At 62.6% G+C, this 16,785-nt stretch carries 10 protein-coding genes; 6 read left to right on the forward strand and 4 right to left on the reverse strand.

Annotated elements, in window-relative coordinates:
* Positions 1 to 105: 105 nt before the first annotated feature.
* The 5 genes from ACQ7C1_RS20920 (at position 106) to ACQ7C1_RS20940 (ending at position 6,349) form a co-directional block, all read left to right on the forward strand.
* Positions 106 to 585 carry a formate dehydrogenase subunit gamma gene (locus tag ACQ7C1_RS20920; protein ID WP_183705099.1) on the forward strand — a complete coding sequence of 160 codons (480 nt, stop codon included), beginning with the start codon at positions 106 to 108 and terminating at the stop codon, positions 583 to 585.
* Positions 582 to 2,138: a formate dehydrogenase beta subunit gene (locus tag ACQ7C1_RS20925; RefSeq protein WP_430959648.1), complete on the forward strand. Its 1,557-nt coding sequence runs from the start codon at positions 582 to 584 to the stop codon at positions 2,136 to 2,138. Before ACQ7C1_RS20920 ends, ACQ7C1_RS20925 begins: the two co-directional genes overlap by 4 nt.
* Before the next feature lie 198 nt (positions 2,139 to 2,336).
* Positions 2,337 to 5,216 carry a formate dehydrogenase subunit alpha gene (gene fdhF, locus ACQ7C1_RS20930; RefSeq protein ID WP_430959649.1) on the forward strand — a complete coding sequence of 960 codons (2,880 nt, stop codon included), beginning with the start codon at positions 2,337 to 2,339 and terminating at the stop codon, positions 5,214 to 5,216.
* Positions 5,217 to 5,289: 73 nt separating this feature from the next.
* The gene (fdhD, locus tag ACQ7C1_RS20935) at positions 5,290 to 6,114 is read left to right on the forward strand and encodes a formate dehydrogenase accessory sulfurtransferase FdhD (protein WP_430959650.1); all 825 of its coding nucleotides are present in this window, start codon (positions 5,290 to 5,292) and stop codon (positions 6,112 to 6,114) included.
* Positions 6,104 to 6,349 (forward strand): formate dehydrogenase subunit delta, encoded by a 246-nt coding sequence (locus tag ACQ7C1_RS20940; RefSeq protein ID WP_430959651.1) that lies wholly within the window; start codon positions 6,104 to 6,106, stop codon positions 6,347 to 6,349. Before fdhD ends, ACQ7C1_RS20940 begins: the two co-directional genes overlap by 11 nt.
* A gap of 249 nt (positions 6,350 to 6,598) precedes the next feature.
* On the opposite strand, the gene ACQ7C1_RS20945 is transcribed toward ACQ7C1_RS20940, so the two are convergent.
* From ACQ7C1_RS20945 to rocF, 3 genes are all read right to left on the reverse strand, one after another.
* Positions 6,599 to 7,075, reverse strand: coding sequence for a chemotaxis protein CheW (locus ACQ7C1_RS20945; protein WP_430959652.1), 477 nt, complete (start codon positions 7,073 to 7,075; stop codon positions 6,599 to 6,601).
* Positions 7,076 to 7,270: 195 nt separating this feature from the next.
* Positions 7,271 to 8,470, reverse strand: coding sequence for an ornithine--oxo-acid transaminase (gene rocD, locus ACQ7C1_RS20950; RefSeq protein WP_430959653.1), 1,200 nt, complete (start codon positions 8,468 to 8,470; stop codon positions 7,271 to 7,273).
* Between the two features lie 21 nt (positions 8,471 to 8,491).
* Positions 8,492 to 9,427 (reverse strand): arginase, encoded by a 936-nt coding sequence (rocF, locus tag ACQ7C1_RS20955; RefSeq protein ID WP_064811477.1) that lies wholly within the window; start codon positions 9,425 to 9,427, stop codon positions 8,492 to 8,494.
* A gap of 122 nt (positions 9,428 to 9,549) precedes the next feature.
* Between rocF and ACQ7C1_RS20960 the strand changes: the two genes are divergently transcribed.
* Positions 9,550 to 9,987 (forward strand): Lrp/AsnC family transcriptional regulator, encoded by a 438-nt coding sequence (locus ACQ7C1_RS20960; RefSeq protein WP_176536244.1) that lies wholly within the window; start codon positions 9,550 to 9,552, stop codon positions 9,985 to 9,987.
* A 6-nt stretch (positions 9,988 to 9,993) separates the two neighbouring features.
* Here the strand turns inward: ACQ7C1_RS20960 and ACQ7C1_RS20965 are convergent, their stop codons facing one another.
* Entirely contained in the window at positions 9,994 to 16,737 is a 6,744-nt protein-coding gene (locus tag ACQ7C1_RS20965; RefSeq protein WP_430959654.1) for a translocation/assembly module TamB domain-containing protein, read from the reverse strand.
* Positions 16,738 to 16,785 lie beyond the last annotated feature (48 nt).

Consider the following 16,785-nt stretch of genomic DNA (forward strand, 5'->3'; position numbering starts at 1 on the left):
CTTTATTGATCGTCGTCGGCTTCCCTGAGATGTTGTCTGCATGATGGCGCTCGGCTGGGGAGGCCTGCCATCCCGAAACGAGCGAGCCGCCGGGAGGGCTGCCTGATGACCATTCATATCGCCGAAGGCGATATCGCAGCGCGTACGCGGACCATCGTCGCCGACCTTCGCTTCCTTGAAGGACCGCTGCTTCCCATTCTGCACGAGGTTCAGCGAGAATTCGGTTATGTGCCGCAGGAAGCCCTGCCTGTGATTGCGGAGGAACTGAACCTCTCGCGCGCCGAAGTGCACGGGGTGATGACATTCTACCACGATTATCGCGACCATCCCGCTGGCCGCCATGTGCTGAAGCTCTGTCGCGCCGAGGCCTGCCAGTCGACGGGCGGCGACGCGTTGGCTGATCGCGTCAAGGCGCTGCTCGGGATCGATTTTCATCAGACGACGCTCGACGGCGCCGTGACGCTGGAGCCGGTCTACTGTCTCGGCCTTTGTGCCTGCGCCCCGTCGGCGATGCTCGACGGCGAGGTTTATGGCCGCGTAGACGATCAGATGGCGGCGGAACTCGTTGCGGAGGCACGTCGATGACAGTCAAGATTTATGTTCCGCGCGATGCCGCTGCGCTGGCGCTCGGGGCCGAAAAGGTGGCAAAGGCGATTGCCCAGGAGATCGCCGCCCGCGGCTTCGATGCAGAGATCGTGCGCAACGGCTCGCGCGGAATGTTCTGGCTGGAACCGCTGGTCGAGGTCGAGGCCGCCGGCAAGCGCATCGGCTACGGGCCGGTGAAGGCAAAGGATGTGCCTGCTCTGTTCGACGCGGGAATGATGAACGGCCGCGGCCACCCACTCTGTCTCGGGGAGGTTGAAGACCTCCCGTTCCTGAAGGAGCAGACCCGCCTGACCTTTGCCCGCTGTGGCATCACCGACCCGCTTTCGCCCGGCGATTATGAGGCGCATGGTGGTCTTGCCGGCCTTCGCCGCGCCGTTTCGATGACGCCTGCCGAAATCGTCAAGGAAGTCACCGATTCCGGCCTGCGCGGACGCGGCGGTGCCGGTTTTCCCACGGGCATCAAGTGGAAAACCGTTCTCGATGCCAGCGGCGAACGCAAATATATCGTCTGCAATGCCGATGAGGGCGATAGCGGCACCTTTGCCGACAGGATGATCATGGAGGGCGATCCCTTCGTCTTGATCGAGGGCATGGCGATTGCGGGGCTTGCGACCGGCGCCACGAAGGGGTTCGTCTACACCCGTTCGGAATATCCGCATGCGATCGCCGTGATGAGCGAGGCCATCGGCATTGCCCGGCAGGCCGGCATTCTCGGGCCGTCAGTGCTTGGCTCGGGCCGCGCCTTCGATATCGAGGTGCGCACCGGCGCCGGCGCCTATGTCTGCGGTGAAGAAACGGCTCTCTTGAACAGTCTCGAAGGCAAGCGCGGCATCGTGCGCGCCAAGCCGCCGCTGCCGGCGCATAAGGGCCTGTTCGACTGTCCGACCGTCATCAACAATGTGATTTCACTGGCCTCGGTGCCTGTGATCATGGAGAAGGGCGCCGCCTTCTACCGCGATTTCGGCATGGGCCGCTCGCGCGGCACCATTCCGCTGCAGATCGCCGGCAATGTCAGATATGGCGGGCTTTATGAGACGGCTTTCGGTCTTTCGCTCGGCGATATCGTCGACAGGATCGGCGGCGGAACGAGGACCGGCCGGCCGGTCAAGGCGGTTCAGGTCGGCGGGCCGCTCGGCGCCTATTTCCCGCGGGCGCTGTTCGATACGCCTTTCGACTACGAGGCCTTCGCCGCCAAGGACGGGCTGATCGGCCACGCCGGCATCGTCGTCTTCGACGACACGGCCGACATGCTGAAGCAGGCGCGTTTCGCCATGGAATTCTGTGCCGTCGAAAGCTGCGGCAAGTGCACGCCCTGCCGCATCGGTTCGACGCGCGGCGTCGAGACGGTCGACAAGATCGCAGGCGGCATCGAGCCGGAGAAGAACCGGGTACTGCTTGGCGATCTCTGTAATACCATGAAATTCGGGTCGCTCTGTGCGCTTGGCGGTTTCACGCCCTATCCCGTGATGAGCGCCATGAAGCATTTCCCGGAAGATTTTTCGCCGGCACCGGTCGTGGAGGCGGCTGAGTAATGGTTTTTTATTCGAAGTTGCCCCTCACCCTAACCCTCTCCCCGCCTGCGGGGAGAGGAGACGTGCCACGAGGGCGCGTATTGAGTGAAGGTGGTGCGGCATACCCGTTCGCCCCGCTTGCGGGGAGAAGGTGCCGGCAGGCGGATGAGGGGCATGCCTCAAGGCGCCCGATACTGAAATCTAGCGGAGGTGCAATGCATGTCTCTCATCCATGAAATCGACTACGGCACTCCCGCTTCGAAATCCGAAACCATGGTGACGCTCACCATTGACGGGCAGCAGATCAGCGTGCCGGAGGGCACCTCCATCATGCGCGCCTCAATGGAAGCCGGCATCGAGGTGCCGAAGCTCTGCGCCACCGACATGGTCGATGCCTTCGGCTCCTGCCGGCTCTGTCTTGTCGAGATCGAGGGCCGCGCCGGCACGCCGGCCTCCTGTACGACGCCGGTGGCGGCAAACATGGTGGTGCACACGCAGACGGGACGATTGAAGGATATCCGCCGCGGTGTGATGGAGCTTTATATTTCCGATCACCCGCTCGACTGTCTCACCTGCGCTGCCAATGGCGATTGCCAATTGCAGGATATGGCCGGTGCTGTCGGCCTCCGTGACGTACGATACGGCTATGAGGGCGACAATCACGTCAAGGCGCGCAGCAACGGCGACATCAATCTGAAATGGATGCCGAAGGACGAGTCCAATCCCTATTTCACCTATGATCCCTCCAAATGCATTGTCTGTTCGCTTTGCGTGCGCGCCTGCGAGGAAGTGCAGGGCACCTTCGCGCTGACGATCGAAGGGCGTGGTTTTGGCTCCCGCGTGTCACCCGGCATGCATGAGAATTTCATGGATTCCGAATGTGTTTCCTGCGGCGCCTGCGTCCAGGCCTGTCCGACGGCGACGCTGACGGAGAAATCGGTGATCGAGATCGGCCAGCCGGAGCATTCGGCCGTCACAACCTGCGCCTATTGCGGTGTCGGCTGCTCCTTCAAGGCGGAGATGCGCGGGGAGGAACTGGTGCGCATGGTGCCGTGGAAGGAGGGACAAGCCAATCGCGGCCATTCCTGCGTCAAGGGCCGCTTCGCCTACGGTTATTCCACACACAAGGACCGCATCCTCAATCCGATGATCCGCGAAAAGGTCAGCGATCCCTGGCGGGAGGTGAGCTGGGACGAGGCCTTCGCGCATGTGGCGTCGGAGTTCCGACGCATTCAGTATCAATATGGGCGCGACGCGATCGGCGGCATCACCTCCTCGCGCTGCACCAATGAGGAAACCTATCTGGTGCAGAAGCTGGTCCGCGCCGGTTTCGGCAACAACAATGTCGATACATGCGCCCGCGTCTGCCATTCGCCGACCGGCTACGGTCTCGGCCAGACATTCGGGACTTCGGCCGGAACGCAGAATTTCGACAGCGTCGAACATTCGGATGTCGTCGTCATCATCGGCGCCAATCCAACGGATGGCCATCCGGTGTTCGGCTCGCGGCTGAAGAAGCGGCTGCGCCAGGGGGCGAAGCTCATCGTCATCGATCCGCGCCGCACCGATATCGTCCGATCGCCGCATGTCGAGGCTTCCTACCACCTGCCGCTGAAGCCGGGCACCAATGTCGCGGTCATGACGGCGCTGGCGCATGTGATCGTCACCGAAGGGCTCTACGACGAGGCATTCATCCGCCAGCGCTGCGACTGGTCGGAATTCGAGGACTGGGCGGCCTTCGTCGCCGAACCGCAGCATAGTCCCGAAGCGACGGAGGTTTTCACCGGGGTGCCGGCGGCGGATCTGCGCGGTGCGGCAAGGCTCTATGCCAAGGGCGGCAACGGTGCGATCTATTACGGCCTCGGCGTCACCGAACACAGCCAGGGTTCGACGACGGTCATTGCGATCGCCAATCTGGCGATGGCGACCGGCAATATTGGCCGTCCCGGCGTCGGCGTGAACCCGCTGCGCGGCCAGAACAATGTGCAGGGCTCCTGCGACATGGGCTCATTCCCGCACGAACTGCCCGGCTACCGGCATATTTCCGACGATGCCACGCGCGATATCTTTGAAAAGCTCTGGGGTGTGAAGCTCAGCGACGAACCGGGCCTACGCATTCCCAACATGCTCGATGCGGCGGTCGACGGCTCCTTCAAAGGCCTTTACGTCCAGGGCGAGGACATTCTCCAATCCGATCCCGACACGAAACATGTCGCGGCAGGCCTTGCGGCAATGGAATGCGTCGTCGTGCAGGACCTCTTCCTCAACGAAACCGCCAACTACGCCCATGTCTTCCTGCCGGGTTCGACCTTCCTCGAGAAGGACGGCACATTCACCAATGCCGAGCGACGCATCAACCGCGTGCGCAAGGTAATGACGCCACGCAACGGCTATGGCGATTGGGAGGTGACGCAGAAACTGGCCCAGACCATGGGCCTCGACTGGAATTATGCCCATCCGTCGGAGATCATGGACGAGATCGCCGCGACAACGCCGAGTTTCGCGCTTGTGTCCTACGACTACCTCGACAAGATGGGCTCGGTGCAGTGGCCTTGCAACGAGAAGAACCCGCTCGGCTCGCCGATCATGCATGTCAACGGTTTCGTCCGCGGCAAGGGCAAGTTCATCCGCACCGAATATGTGGCGACCGACGAGCGCACCGGCCCGCGCTTTCCGCTGCTGCTTACCACCGGCCGCATCCTCAGCCAGTATAATGTCGGAGCGCAGACACGCCGGACGGAGAACGTCATCTGGCACGCGGAAGACCGGCTGGAGATCCATCCGCACGATGCCGAACAGCGCGGCGTGCGCGATGGCGACTGGGTGAAGCTCGCCAGCCGCTCCGGCGACACCACGCTCCGGGCGCTGCTCACCGATCGCGTCGCGCCGGGTGTCGTCTATACGACCTTCCATCACCCCAATACGCAGGCCAACGTCATCACCACCGACTTTTCCGATTGGGCGACCAACTGCCCGGAATATAAGGTGACAGCGGTGCAGGTCTCGCCGTCGAACGGACCGAGCGAGTGGCAGCTCGAATATGACGAGCAGGCACGGCAATCGCGCCGCATCGCCGGCAAGCTCGAAGCGGCGGAGTGACGATGCCGGGGCGATTTGGCGTTGTCGGCGAGATCCTCCCTTCTTTCCTCGGGGAGAAGAGGAGGCGTCTGTGATGACTTTCGCCACCACCGCCCGTGCTCCCGAAACCGCCCGCCGCAACGGCGTCATGCACAGCGGTTCGCGCATCGTGCCCGAGGAAGTGCCGATCGCCTTTTCCTATGGCGGCAGTTCGCATGCGGTGATGATGGCGACACCGGCGGATCTCGAGGATTTCGCCGTCGGCTTCAGCCTGACGGAAGGGATTATCGCTAGGCCGGCAGAGATATCCGCCGTCGAGATCGTCGAGGGGGGGCAGGGCATCGACGTGCAGGTCAGCCTTGCCGACGACGTCGCCGATCGGCTGCGGGCGCGCCGCCGCAGCATGGCTGGACCGGTCGGCTGCGGGCTCTGCGGCATCGAATCGATCGAACAGGCGGTGCGGCCGGTGCCCGATGTCTCGACATCGCCGTTGACGCTGTCTCATGCTGATATCGTTCGCGCCGTATCATTTCTGAACGAGGCGCAGCCGCTGCATCGTGAAACGCGGGCCGTACATGGCGCTGGATTCTACCTTCCAGGCAGCGGGCTGATTGCGGTTCGCGAAGATGTCGGCCGCCACAACGCGCTGGACAAGCTCTGCGGCGCCGTCATCCGCGCCGGCGAAAGCGGCGGAAACGGCGCGGTCGTCGTCACCAGCCGGCTGTCGGTCGAAATGGTGCAGAAGGCGGCGATCCTCGGCAGCCCCGCACTCATCGCCATTTCAGCGCCGACGGCCCTTGCCATCCGCACGGCCGAAGCGGCCGGCATGACGCTCGTCGCGCTGGTGCGCGGCGAAGATTTCGAGATATTCACACACCCGCACCGCATCTCGCCCGGAAGCATCGCCGATGTCGCATGATACCAAAGCCAAGCTTGTCTATATGGCAAATCAGATCGCCACCTTTTTCAAAAGCCAGCCGCAAGACGAGGCCGCGCAAGGCGTCGCCACGCACATCAACAAATTCTGGGAGCCGCGCATGCGGCGGCAATTGTTTGAAATTCTCGAGAAAGAGGAGAATGGCCTGGATGCTCTCGTGCTTCAGGCCGCTCCACTGATCCGCAAGCCGGAGGCGGAGGCAAACCGGGTCCGGTAATTCAAAGTGGTGTCTGCCGGAGGGGAGACAGCAGCAAACTGCCTGCGCACGCGCCACTGCCCTCTATACCGGCACCATGTATATCCTTGCCGTCGTGCCGGCGCCCGGTCTCATCGCCAACGCGCTGGTCAGGCCGCTTCCGGACAAGTGGTTCTGAGGGATGGCGAGGTCGCGGCGCTGCAAGAAAGTCGGCGGCAATAAAAAACCGCCGAAAGCGGCGGTTTTCCGATATCCAATTGTTCCGGCAGGTCAGGCAGCCAGTTCATCCGTCTCATTTTCCTTGAACATCTTGGCGAGGTTCAGGAAGCAGATCATGCCGTTTTCGGAGGCGATGATGCCTTCACAGAACGCGCGGTCGAAGGAGGCCGTCACTTCTGGCACCGGCTGAACCTGGCTGGATGAGATGGTGAGAATATCCGAGACGCGGTCCACGAGCATGCCGATGACCATGCTATGAACTTCGGCGACCACGATGGCGCTGCGTTCGTTGGCAACCGTACTCTTCATGCCGAGCTTATAGGCGAGATCGATGATCGGGATGACCGAACCGCGCAGGTTCATGACGCCGATGACGTCGGCCGGCGAATGCGGGATCGGCGTCGAAGGCGCCCAGCCGCGGATTTCGCGAATGGTCGTGGTCTTGACGCAAAATTCCTGATCATGCAGGCGGAAGGCAATGATCTCGAGCGTATCGCCGCTGAAGTTAGTGGAATTGATCGTGGCCATTAGAAATTCTTCCCAACTGTCGTAAGCCAAAGCAGAAGCGGGTGCGCCACCATTGGCGCCGACGAGCTTTGCCTTCACACCACGCGATGGCTCTGCACTCAGAGCATCGTTACGGTTAGCGACCACATTAACGGAAGAGTGTTGCCCAAATCTAAATCGGGAGCGGGAGTGCGAAGCTTTTCCCCCCGATCTACTTCAGCTGATCGTCTTTTCGATCTGCGAGACGGCCCAATCGACCTGTTCTCTCGTTATGACAAGTGGCGGAGCGAGGCGAATCGTGTAGTCGTGGGTATCCTTGGCGAGAAGGCCGCGCTCCTTCAGAGCATGGCAATATTGCCGCGCGCCGCCGGCTTCGGGCTCCAGCTCGATCGCCATCATCAGGCCGCGGCCACGCACGTCCCTGACGATGTTCGAGCGGATCGATCTCAAGCCTTCGAGGAAATAATCGCCCATGGCGGCGGCGTTCTCGATCATGCCTTCCTCCACGAGCACCTTGAGGGCCGTGCGCGCCACCGCGCAGGCGAGCGGATTGCCGCCGAAGGTCGAGCCGTGCTGGCCAGGCTTCAGCACGCCCAGCACCTCGGAATTGGAAAGGACGGCGGATACGGGATAGAAGCCGCCGGAAAGCGCCTTGCCGATCAGCGTCACATCGGCCTCTATGCGTTCGTGCTCCTCCGCCAGCAGCTTGCCGGTACGGCCGAGGCCGGTCTGGATCTCATCGAGGATCAGAGTGACGTTGTTATCAGTGCAGAGCTCGCGGATGCGGGTGAAATAACCGGCCGGCGGGATGATGACGCCGGCTTCGCCCTGGATCGGTTCGATCAGGGCTGCCACGGTATTGCCGTTGATCGCGGCCTCGAATGCCTCGGCGTCGCCGAAGGGAATGATGCGGAAGCCCGGCGTGTAGGGGCCGAAGCTGGTGCGGGCGTCGGGATCTGTGGAGAAACTGATGATGCTCAGCGTGCGGCCATGGAAATTGTCGGCGCAGACAATGATTTCCGCCTTACCTTCAGGAACGCCCTTGACCTCGTAACCCCATTTGCGCACCGCCTTGATGGCGGTCTCCACCGCTTCAGCGCCGGAATTCATCGGCAGGATCTTGTGCGAGCCCGTCAGCGCCGCAAGCTCCTCGTAGAGATGGGCGAGCTGATCGTTGCGGAAGGCGCGGGATGTGAGCGTCAGCCTGCCCGCCTGTTCCACCATGGCGGCGAGGATCTTCGGGTGGCAATGGCCCTGATTGACGGCAGAATAGGCCGAGAGGCAATCGAGATAACGATTGCCGTCGGTATCCCAGACATACACGCCTTCGCCACGCGTCAGCACCACGTCGAGCGGCTTATAGTTGTGGGCGCCGAGCCGCTGTTCCGTTGCGATCAGTTTTTCCGAAGTGTTCATGGCGCTTCTCCCTCAGCTTGTCTATGCGGCGCGTGTCGGACGATCGAAGATGCGGCGGCCGAAGAGGCTTGCCGTCAGTTCCACCAGTATACGGGCGCTCTTGCCGCGATCATCGAGGAACGGATTGAGCTCGACGAGATCGAGCGACGAGACGAGGCCGCTGTCGGAAAGCATTTCCATGACAAGATGCGCTTCGCGGAAGGTCGCACCGCCAGGCACCGTCGTGCCGACTCCGGGCGCGATGTCGGGATCGAGGAAGTCGAGATCGAGGCTGACATGCAGCAGGCCGTTGGCCTTGGCGACAACAGCGAGAATCTCGCGCATGATGGCGCCGATGCCCTGCTCGTCGATCGCCCGCATGTCGAAGACGTTGACGCCGTGTTCATGGATTTCCTCGCGCTCGCGCGCATCGACCGAACGGATACCGACCTGGAAGACATTCTTCGGGTCGACGAAGGGCCGGTCCTTCGGGAGGATTTCGGCGAACTCCGCCTCGCCGCAGAAGAAGGCGACGGGCATGCCGTGAATATTGCCGGAGGGTGACGTTGCCGGAGAGTTGAAATCGGCATGGGCATCGAGCCAGAGCACGAAGAGCGGGCGCTCCTTGCTGGCGGCATAACGCGCCATGCCGGAGACGCTGCCCATCGACAGACTATGATCGCCGCCGAGAATCAGCGGAAAGCGGCCGGCGGCGGCGACGTCATAGACGCTGCTTTCCAATGCGCGGGTGAAGGCACCGACGATCCTCAGATTATGGGCTTTCGGATGATTCGGCAGATCCATAGCCGGCACGATAGAGAGATCGCCGATATCGGCGACGTCGTGGCCGAGATCAATTAGGGTCTGGTCGACGCCGGCGATCCGCAGGGCCGCGGGGCCCATGGCGGCGCCTCTGCGACCCGAACCTTCTTCCAAGGGTGCGCCGATGAGGGTGACAGATCGCGATTGCGCATTCATTCGAGGGCTCCGTTTGAGGCCTGTTTTCGGCCGATAGTGGGATAAAGGGCTGGCGGCAAAAAGATGGAAAAGTGCCGGAAATGGATTATGATTGCGCAGATTGATAAAGCTATTTTGACAAAGTGTTCGACGTGGACGATCTCGATACCGAACTTCTGAGTGCGCTTCGCCACAATGCTCGCATGTCCGTCTCCTCGCTCGCGGCAATGACCGGTGCATCGCGGGCAACGGTCGCCGCCCGTATCGACCGGCTGGTCGCCAGCGGCACCATCGTCGGCTTCACCATCCGCACCAGTCACGAGACGCGATCCGCCGGCGTGCGCGCGATCGTCATGATCGAGGTGCTCGGCAAGCTCGCCGACAGGGTGGCCGATCAGCTCAGGGGCTTGCCGCAGGTGCGGGCGCTTCACAGCACCAATGGCAAATGGGATTTCGTCGCCGAGCTGGAGGACCGCGATCTTGCCGCCTTTGACGAGACGCTGCGCCGAATCAGACTGATCAACGGCATCAATTCGACCGAGACCAACATTCTTCTTAAAACGAGCAAGACGGGTTTCTAAGCTGCTTTAATATTCCCGTTCATAGACGATGCCCGCTTCGCCGGCGCCATTGCCGCCGGCGGCTCCCCGCAATTTGACGCCACGGCCGACATCGAGATTGATGATTGCCTTGGCGCCGGCCGAGCCGCCCTGCTGCAATTCGAAATAGGTACGGTCGTTGAGATAGCGGCCGACGCTGACGCTCGTCTGGCCCTTCGCGTCGGTGCTGATGTCGAAATCGTCGACGCCGAGCTGGTTGCGCAGACCCTCGAAAAGCGAGGTGGAGCGGTTGCCGGCCAGCTGGCTGACGGCGTCGGCGAGCTGGGCGATCTGCACCGGCGAGAGCTTCGACATCGACTGGCCGAAGATCAGCTGCGCCAACACCTCGTCCTGCGGCAGCTGGGGCGAGGAGGAGAAGGTGATTGACGGATCGGTGGCAAGGCCTGAGACATCCACCGTCAGGGTCGTCGTGCCGGAGGTGGAGGTCGCTTCCATGTCAAGCGCCGGCGTCAGGTCGCCGGCAAAGGTGATTTTGCTCTTGTCGGAGAAATTGAGGCGACGATTGAGAATGGTGAGCCGGCCGCGGCGCATTGTAAAGCCACCGGTGACGATCGGTGCTGCCGCCGTTCCGCGGATCGTCACGAGACCTCCAAGCTCGGCATCGATGCCGCGGCCGCGCACGAAGATCTGCGAGGGCGCATCGATTTCGAGGTCGAGTGTGATAGTCGAGGACTTCTCGCCCGGCTTCCGTTCACCGTCATCGCGCAGCTGCGCCAGCACCGCTCGCGGTGCGTTTTTATGCCGGATGTCGATTTCACGGAGTGAGGTCGGCAATCTTTCCGGGACGGTGATCGAGGTCTTGTCCAGCCGAAGCTTGCCGCTCAGCGTCGCACTCAGGATCGGCCCGCGCAGGCCGACCGTCCCGTTGACGGTCGAGACGACAAGCGTTCCGTCGACGTAGACGGCCTTGTCGAGCTTGATCGAAATGTCGGCGGGAAATCCGCCGGCGGGCTGGATGCCGATGGTACCGCTTGCCGAAATCGTGCCGCCGCCGCCCAGATTGCCGCTGAGGCGCGAGATGACGGCCTGGTTGCCATTGAAGGTGACGGTGGCTGCGAGATTGTTGACGGCAAGATTGCGCCTGACGTCGACAAGCTTGGCGCCTGATGTCGAGACCGTGCCGTTGATGACGGGGGCTGCGGCCGTTCCGCCAATCTTAAGATCGACCTTGGCGACGCCGTCGGCGACAAAGCCCTGCTGTGCGAGCGGGGCGCCAAGCACGGCGAAGGGAACATTGCCGTTGAAGCGCATGTCGAGGGCGCGGTTGCCCGATATCACGACGCTGCCGCCGCCTTTCAGCGACATACCGGCGTCGCCGGCAAGGTTGGTGTCGACCGTCAGCCTGTTATCGGCAAGCTTGCCGGACGCGCCGATGGTGAATGGCGAAAGACCGGCGCCCTTCGTCTGGCTCGTTGCGGCATTCTTCCAGTCGACCTTGAAGTCCACGACGGGCGAGCTCAGCGTGCCAGTCACTTTGGCCGTCGCCGAGATCGTGCCTTCGGCTCCTATGCTAGGAACAAAACCGTTGGCGATGGCGGCCGGAACATTGGCGGCGTTTGCGGTGACGTCGATCGATCGGATCGTTGTACCTGCAATGGAAAGATTACCAGCGGCTTTCAGCGAAATGCCGCCACCGCCGCTGAGGTCGGCATCAAAATCCAGCCGGTCGCCGGCATATTTTCCCGTCGCCGCCAAGGCAAGGCGGGAGAGGCCGGCGGCCTTGGTGTGGCTGGTCGCGGCATCTTTCCAGTTCAGCTTGAAATCGACGATCGGGTCTGCCGGCGTTCCCGATGTCTGGGCGCTCGCCGACAGCGTGCCTTCGGCACCGAGGCCGGGAACAAAGGCATTGGCGATATTTGCGGGCAGCGCCGGAATATCGGCATTGATCGAAAGGTCGCGTATCGCGGTTCCCGCGATCGTCGCGCCACCCGCCGCCTTTGCCAACATGCCTTCCTTGCCGGCAAGGCTAGCGTCGAAGTCGACCCTGTCATTGGCGAACTTGCCGGTGACCGCGGCACTCAGGCCCGACAAACCGCTGCTCCTGGTCTGGGCGGTGGCGGCGTTCTTCCAATCGAGCTTGAAATCGACGGCGGGTTTCGGCAGCGCTCCGGAGGCGGATGCCGTTCCCGACACGGTGCCCTCGGCGGCAAGACCGGGAACGAAGCCGTTGGCAAGGCTCGCGGGCAGATTGGCGAGATCGGCTTTGACGTCAATGTTGCGTACCGAAGTGCCCGATATCGCCACATTGCCCGCGGCATTCAGTAAGAGACCATCCTTGCCGCCAAGATTGGTGTTGAAGTCGAGCTTGTTGTCGGCGAGGTGTCCCGATGCGGCAAGCCCGAGGCCGGAAAGATGCGCGCTTCTGGTGTGGCTGGTTGCGGCGTCCGCCCAGTCGAGCTTGAAATCGGCCTTGGGTGCAGCGGGTGTTCCGGCTGCAGACAGCGTGCCTGATATCGTGCCGCCGGCCGCCAAATCGGGGACGAAGGCATTGGCGAGAGCCGCCGGGAGTTTGACGATTTCGGCATCGACCTTAACGCTGTCGATCGCCGTACCGGCGAGAGCGACATTGCCCATGGCCTTCAATGAGAGACCTTGATCGCCACCGGCGGCCGCGTTGAAATCCAGCTTGTTATCGGCAAATTTCCCCGATGCGGTCATGGCGAGAGCCGCAAGGCCGGCACGCTTCGTGTGGTTCGTCGCGGCGTCTTTCCAATTGAGGTCGAAATTGGCGGTCGGGGCGGAAAGCGAGCCCGCAGCCGAGACCCTCCCCGAGACTGTGCCTTCGGCGGCGAGATCGGCGACGAAGCTGTTTGCCAGGCTTGCCGGGATATTTGACAGCGTCGCATCGGCCGCGACGGTGCCGATCGTCGTGCCGGTCACGGCGACATTGCCGTTCGCCTTGAGCGAGAGGCTGTCTGCGCCGGCGATCGCGGCGTCGAAATCAAGCTTATTGTCGGCAAATTTGCCGGACGCCGTGGCATCAAGACCGGTGAGGCCGGCTCGTTTCGTGTGGCTCGTCGCGGCGTTTTGCCAATGGAGATCAAAATCGGCGATTGGAGCTGCAAGCGACCCGCTGGCGGCGACCGTTCCGGAGAGAGCACCTTCCGCTGCGAGATCGGGAACGAAGCCGTTGGCAATAGCCACGGGGATATTGTCCAGTGTTGCGTTGATCTGGACGCTGCCGACCGTCGTTCCGGTGATGTCCACGTTGCCGTTTGCCTTGAGCGAGAGGTTGTTGGCGCCGCTGGCCGCAGCGTCGAAATCGAGCTTGTTGTCGGCGAACTTTCCGGACGCCCTAGCGTCAAGACCGGTAAGGCCGGCTCGTTTCGTGTGACTCGTCGCGGCGTCTTGCCAATGGAGATCAAAATCGGCGATCGGAGCCGCAAGCGACCCGCTGGCCGAAACCATTCCCGAGACAGTGCCTTCCGCTGCGAGATCGGGAACAAAGCCGTTGGCAATAGCTGCGGGGATATTGGTCAGCGTTGCGTCCGCCCTGACGCTGCCGACCGTCGTCCCGGTGATATCAACGTTGCCGTTTGCCTTGAGCGAGACCCCGCCGGCGCCTCTGGCCGCAGCGTCGAAGTCGAGCTTGTCGCCCGCGAATTTGCCGGACGCGGTCACATCAAGAGCCGCGAGGCCGGCCCGCTTTGTGTGGCTCGTGGCAGCGTTTTTCCAGGCGAGATCGAAATTGGCGGTCGGAGCCTTAAGCGGACCGGAGGCAGTCACCTTTCCCGTGATGGCGCCCTCGGCGGCGAGATCGGAAACGAAACCGTTGGCGACCTGCGCCGGCAGGTTGAGGATATCGGCATCGATATCGAACACCGGCGCCGTCGGATCACCGAGCCCGACGTCGCCGCTTGCCTTGAGCAACAGGCTGTCGGCACCGGCGATTGTCGTGTCGAAATCGAGCTTCTTGTCGATGAATTTACCGCTGGCGATGATGCCGAGCGGTGCCAGGCCCGCGCCCTTAAGTTGTCCTGTGGTCGCGTCCTTCCAGTCGAGTTTGAAATCGGCGATGGGTGCTGCCGGCGTTCCCGTCACGGCAATCGTTCCCGAGATCGTGCCGCCAGCCGAAAGATTCGGCACAAGACCGTCGACGAGTGATGCTGGCAGCTCTTTGATGACGGCATCGAGATTCAGCGTCTCGCCGGCCGAACCGGTAACCGATACCGAGCCGCTGCCGGTCTTCAACGTCAGTCCGTCCAGATTGGCGACGCCGCCGGTGACCGTGACCCGCGTCGGCGCAGCGAGTTCGATCGGAATGTTGCGGGGGCTTGCCGAGAGCCGATCGAGGTTGAGGCCGATATTGCCAGCGGCCATCTCGATGGTGCCGTCCGCCATCACGGGATTGCGGTCATAGGCAGCATCGAGGTCGAAGTTGGTGCGGTCTTGCTGCTTGGTAAAGCTGAGAGAAAGTCCGCCAAGTTTGTTCGCTCCGGCAGCTACCTCCTCGGCCCTGAGCGTGCCGTTTGCCGCGAGGGTACTGAGATCGCTGACCGTGAGGTCGATATCCGGCTTAGCGATCGCCAGCGTATCGCGGCGGATCGAGGCGCCTGACGCAACGAGCTTGAGCGCGATCTTGCCGTCATGGCTATCGATGCCGAGCGATCCCTTGAGGTCTCCTTCGGCTTTCTGTCCGCCGAGCGCGGCCAGCAAGCCGAGCTTGGGAAAATCGAAGGTCAACCCGCCCGAGGGTGTCAAGGAGGGCGAGAGCTCCAGATTGCCGGTCAGCCGGTTGCCGCCGACATCGGCGGTCAGTGCGGGAATGCTCGTCTTGCCGTTTTCAGAACGGATGTCGCCGTTGATGCCGAGCGGCTGTCCGTCGATCGTGCCGGTGGCCGCAAACTTCCCCTGCGGCGCCTTGGGATCGGCGACACCCGACAGATCGATATTGACGTCGGCGAGCGCGCGATCAGCTATCTCAAGGCTGGGAGCCTTGATATTGGCTGACACGGAGATCGTCGGCAGTTCGCCTCCGATCCTCAGCGCGTAACCTGCTCCGCCGCTCGCGCCTGTCATCAGCTTGCCGATATCGGGCAGCCGGCCTGAAAGATCGGCGTTCAACATCGAGCCGTCGAGCGCGACGTTGCCGGCAGCTTCAAGCGTGCCGGATTTCAGGACGAGGTTGGACAGCGCGAATTTCGACGGGATCGTGCCGGTCACCTGGCTTTCGACCAAGATCGGCTGATCGAACCTGCTCGTCGCCGCGGCCGGCAGGGCCGCCGGTTCGACGCTCAGCTTGACATTGCCGGTCAGCGCGCGGTCCGCCAGCCGATAGGAGCCGTTGAGGCTGCCGTTGATATTGGCGCTTTCGACGGTGGTGCCGTTGAAGCCGATGTCGCCCGGCGAAATCTGGAGCGGCGCGGCGATCGTGATAGGGCCTTGAACTGCGCGGTTGAGGTTCGGCTCGGCAAAGGTTGCGTCGCCGGCCACGAGGCGTAGCTGAACGCTGCCGGAACGGGCGGCAAGATTGAAGGCGTCGCTCTTTGCTGTCAGCTTGACGTTGCCGATATCGGCCTGCGGCAGGGTTGCGCTGTCGAGCGAGCCGCTGAGGCTCAGTCGGGCGGTCTGCGCGTCGCCTGTTAGAGCCAGGTTGAGGCCTGATATCAGAAAGCGCGCTTCGCCTTCGGCGAGCGGCCAGCGGAAATCGACGGGGCCGGATGTACCGAGCAGATTGGCGTTCAGGCTGTTGTTGCCGGCCGGATCAAGCGCGCCCGATGCGGCGATGACGACGCTGCCGGTGGCGATGTTGCCGGTCTGGATATCGATCTTGCCGTGATCGTCGAAGGTGGCGGCAAGGTCGATATTGGTCTGGCCGGCGAAAAGCGGCCGGAATGCCGCGGGAAGAAGCGAACTCAGGTCACCGCCACCCTTGAGATCGAGATGGTGCAGTCCGTCTGTGCCAATCGCATGCCGGCCCTCGATTGCAGCGCGCTGCTGTCCGTCGAGCGCAGCCTGCACTTTGCCCGTCCAGTCGGATATCGGTCCCTGACCGTCGAGGTCGATGTTGACGGCAGGATTGTCAGGCAGGCCGAGGAAGCCTGCCAACAGCCCACCCTTCGGCTCGGCAAGCTCAGCCTTCAGCCGCAGCCGGTTTTCGGCCGGCGCATAGGCGATATCGGCAGTAAGGCGCGCATCCGGAACCGCGTGGCGGCTGACATTGACCATCGCTTCGCCGCCGTCGCCATCGGCCGAAAGGCTGCCGTTGGCGGCGAGCGCGAAGGCGCGCCCGGCAAAAACTTCGGCCAGTTTGATATCGGGCAGGGCCACATGGTCGACATCGATCTTGACCGGAAGTGCGAAGCCGCCGGAATTTTCGGCGCCGGGCCGCGAGGGCAGGGTGCGCACCGGCTTGCGCAGCACGTTGATCGTGTCGATCTGGAAACGCTTGGCGTGGAATGTTCCCGTCAGCAGCGCCAGCGGGTTCCAATCGATTGCCACGCCGTGAATTTCCGCAAAAACGCCCCTGGTGTCGGATAGGGAGATTTCGGCGGCGCGAAGCCCGCCAGTCAAAAGCCCTTCCGGTTCGCGCACCTCGATCGTCATGTCGCGGTTGGAAAGAGTGGAGGCGATCCTTTCGGTGACGATGCGGGCTCCAAAGGAGGTGAAGCCGAAGATCGCAAGTGCCGCGACAGCGAGAATCAAAATGGCGCCTACGGCATAGCCGGTGACCCGCACGATCCAGTTGACTATTTTTGCCAGCGTTTGCATCGGCGCGAACTACCCCGTTTTCATGCGGCCCATCGATCGGAAGAAGCC

The organism is Rhizobium sp. Nf11,1 (genome assembly GCF_050587665.1).
Classification (GTDB): Bacteria; Pseudomonadota; Alphaproteobacteria; order Rhizobiales; family Rhizobiaceae; genus Rhizobium.

Coding starts and splice junctions, on each gene's coding strand:
- ACQ7C1_RS20965 (WP_430959654.1), bottom strand. CDS start 16,737: ATGCAAACGCTGGCAAAAATAGTCAACTGGATCGTGCGGGTCACCGGC.
- ACQ7C1_RS20920 (WP_183705099.1), top strand. CDS start 106: ATGACCATTCATATCGCCGAAGGCGATATCGCAGCGCGTACGCGGACC.
- fdhF (WP_430959649.1), top strand. CDS start 2,337: ATGTCTCTCATCCATGAAATCGACTACGGCACTCCCGCTTCGAAATCC.
- rocD (WP_430959653.1), bottom strand. CDS start 8,470: ATGAACACTTCGGAAAAACTGATCGCAACGGAACAGCGGCTCGGCGCC.
- ACQ7C1_RS20925 (WP_430959648.1), top strand. CDS start 582: ATGACAGTCAAGATTTATGTTCCGCGCGATGCCGCTGCGCTGGCGCTC.
- ACQ7C1_RS20940 (WP_430959651.1), top strand. CDS start 6,104: ATGTCGCATGATACCAAAGCCAAGCTTGTCTATATGGCAAATCAGATC.
- ACQ7C1_RS20945 (WP_430959652.1), bottom strand. CDS start 7,075: ATGGCCACGATCAATTCCACTAACTTCAGCGGCGATACGCTCGAGATC.
- rocF (WP_064811477.1), bottom strand. CDS start 9,427: ATGAATGCGCAATCGCGATCTGTCACCCTCATCGGCGCACCCTTGGAA.
- fdhD (WP_430959650.1), top strand. CDS start 5,290: ATGACTTTCGCCACCACCGCCCGTGCTCCCGAAACCGCCCGCCGCAAC.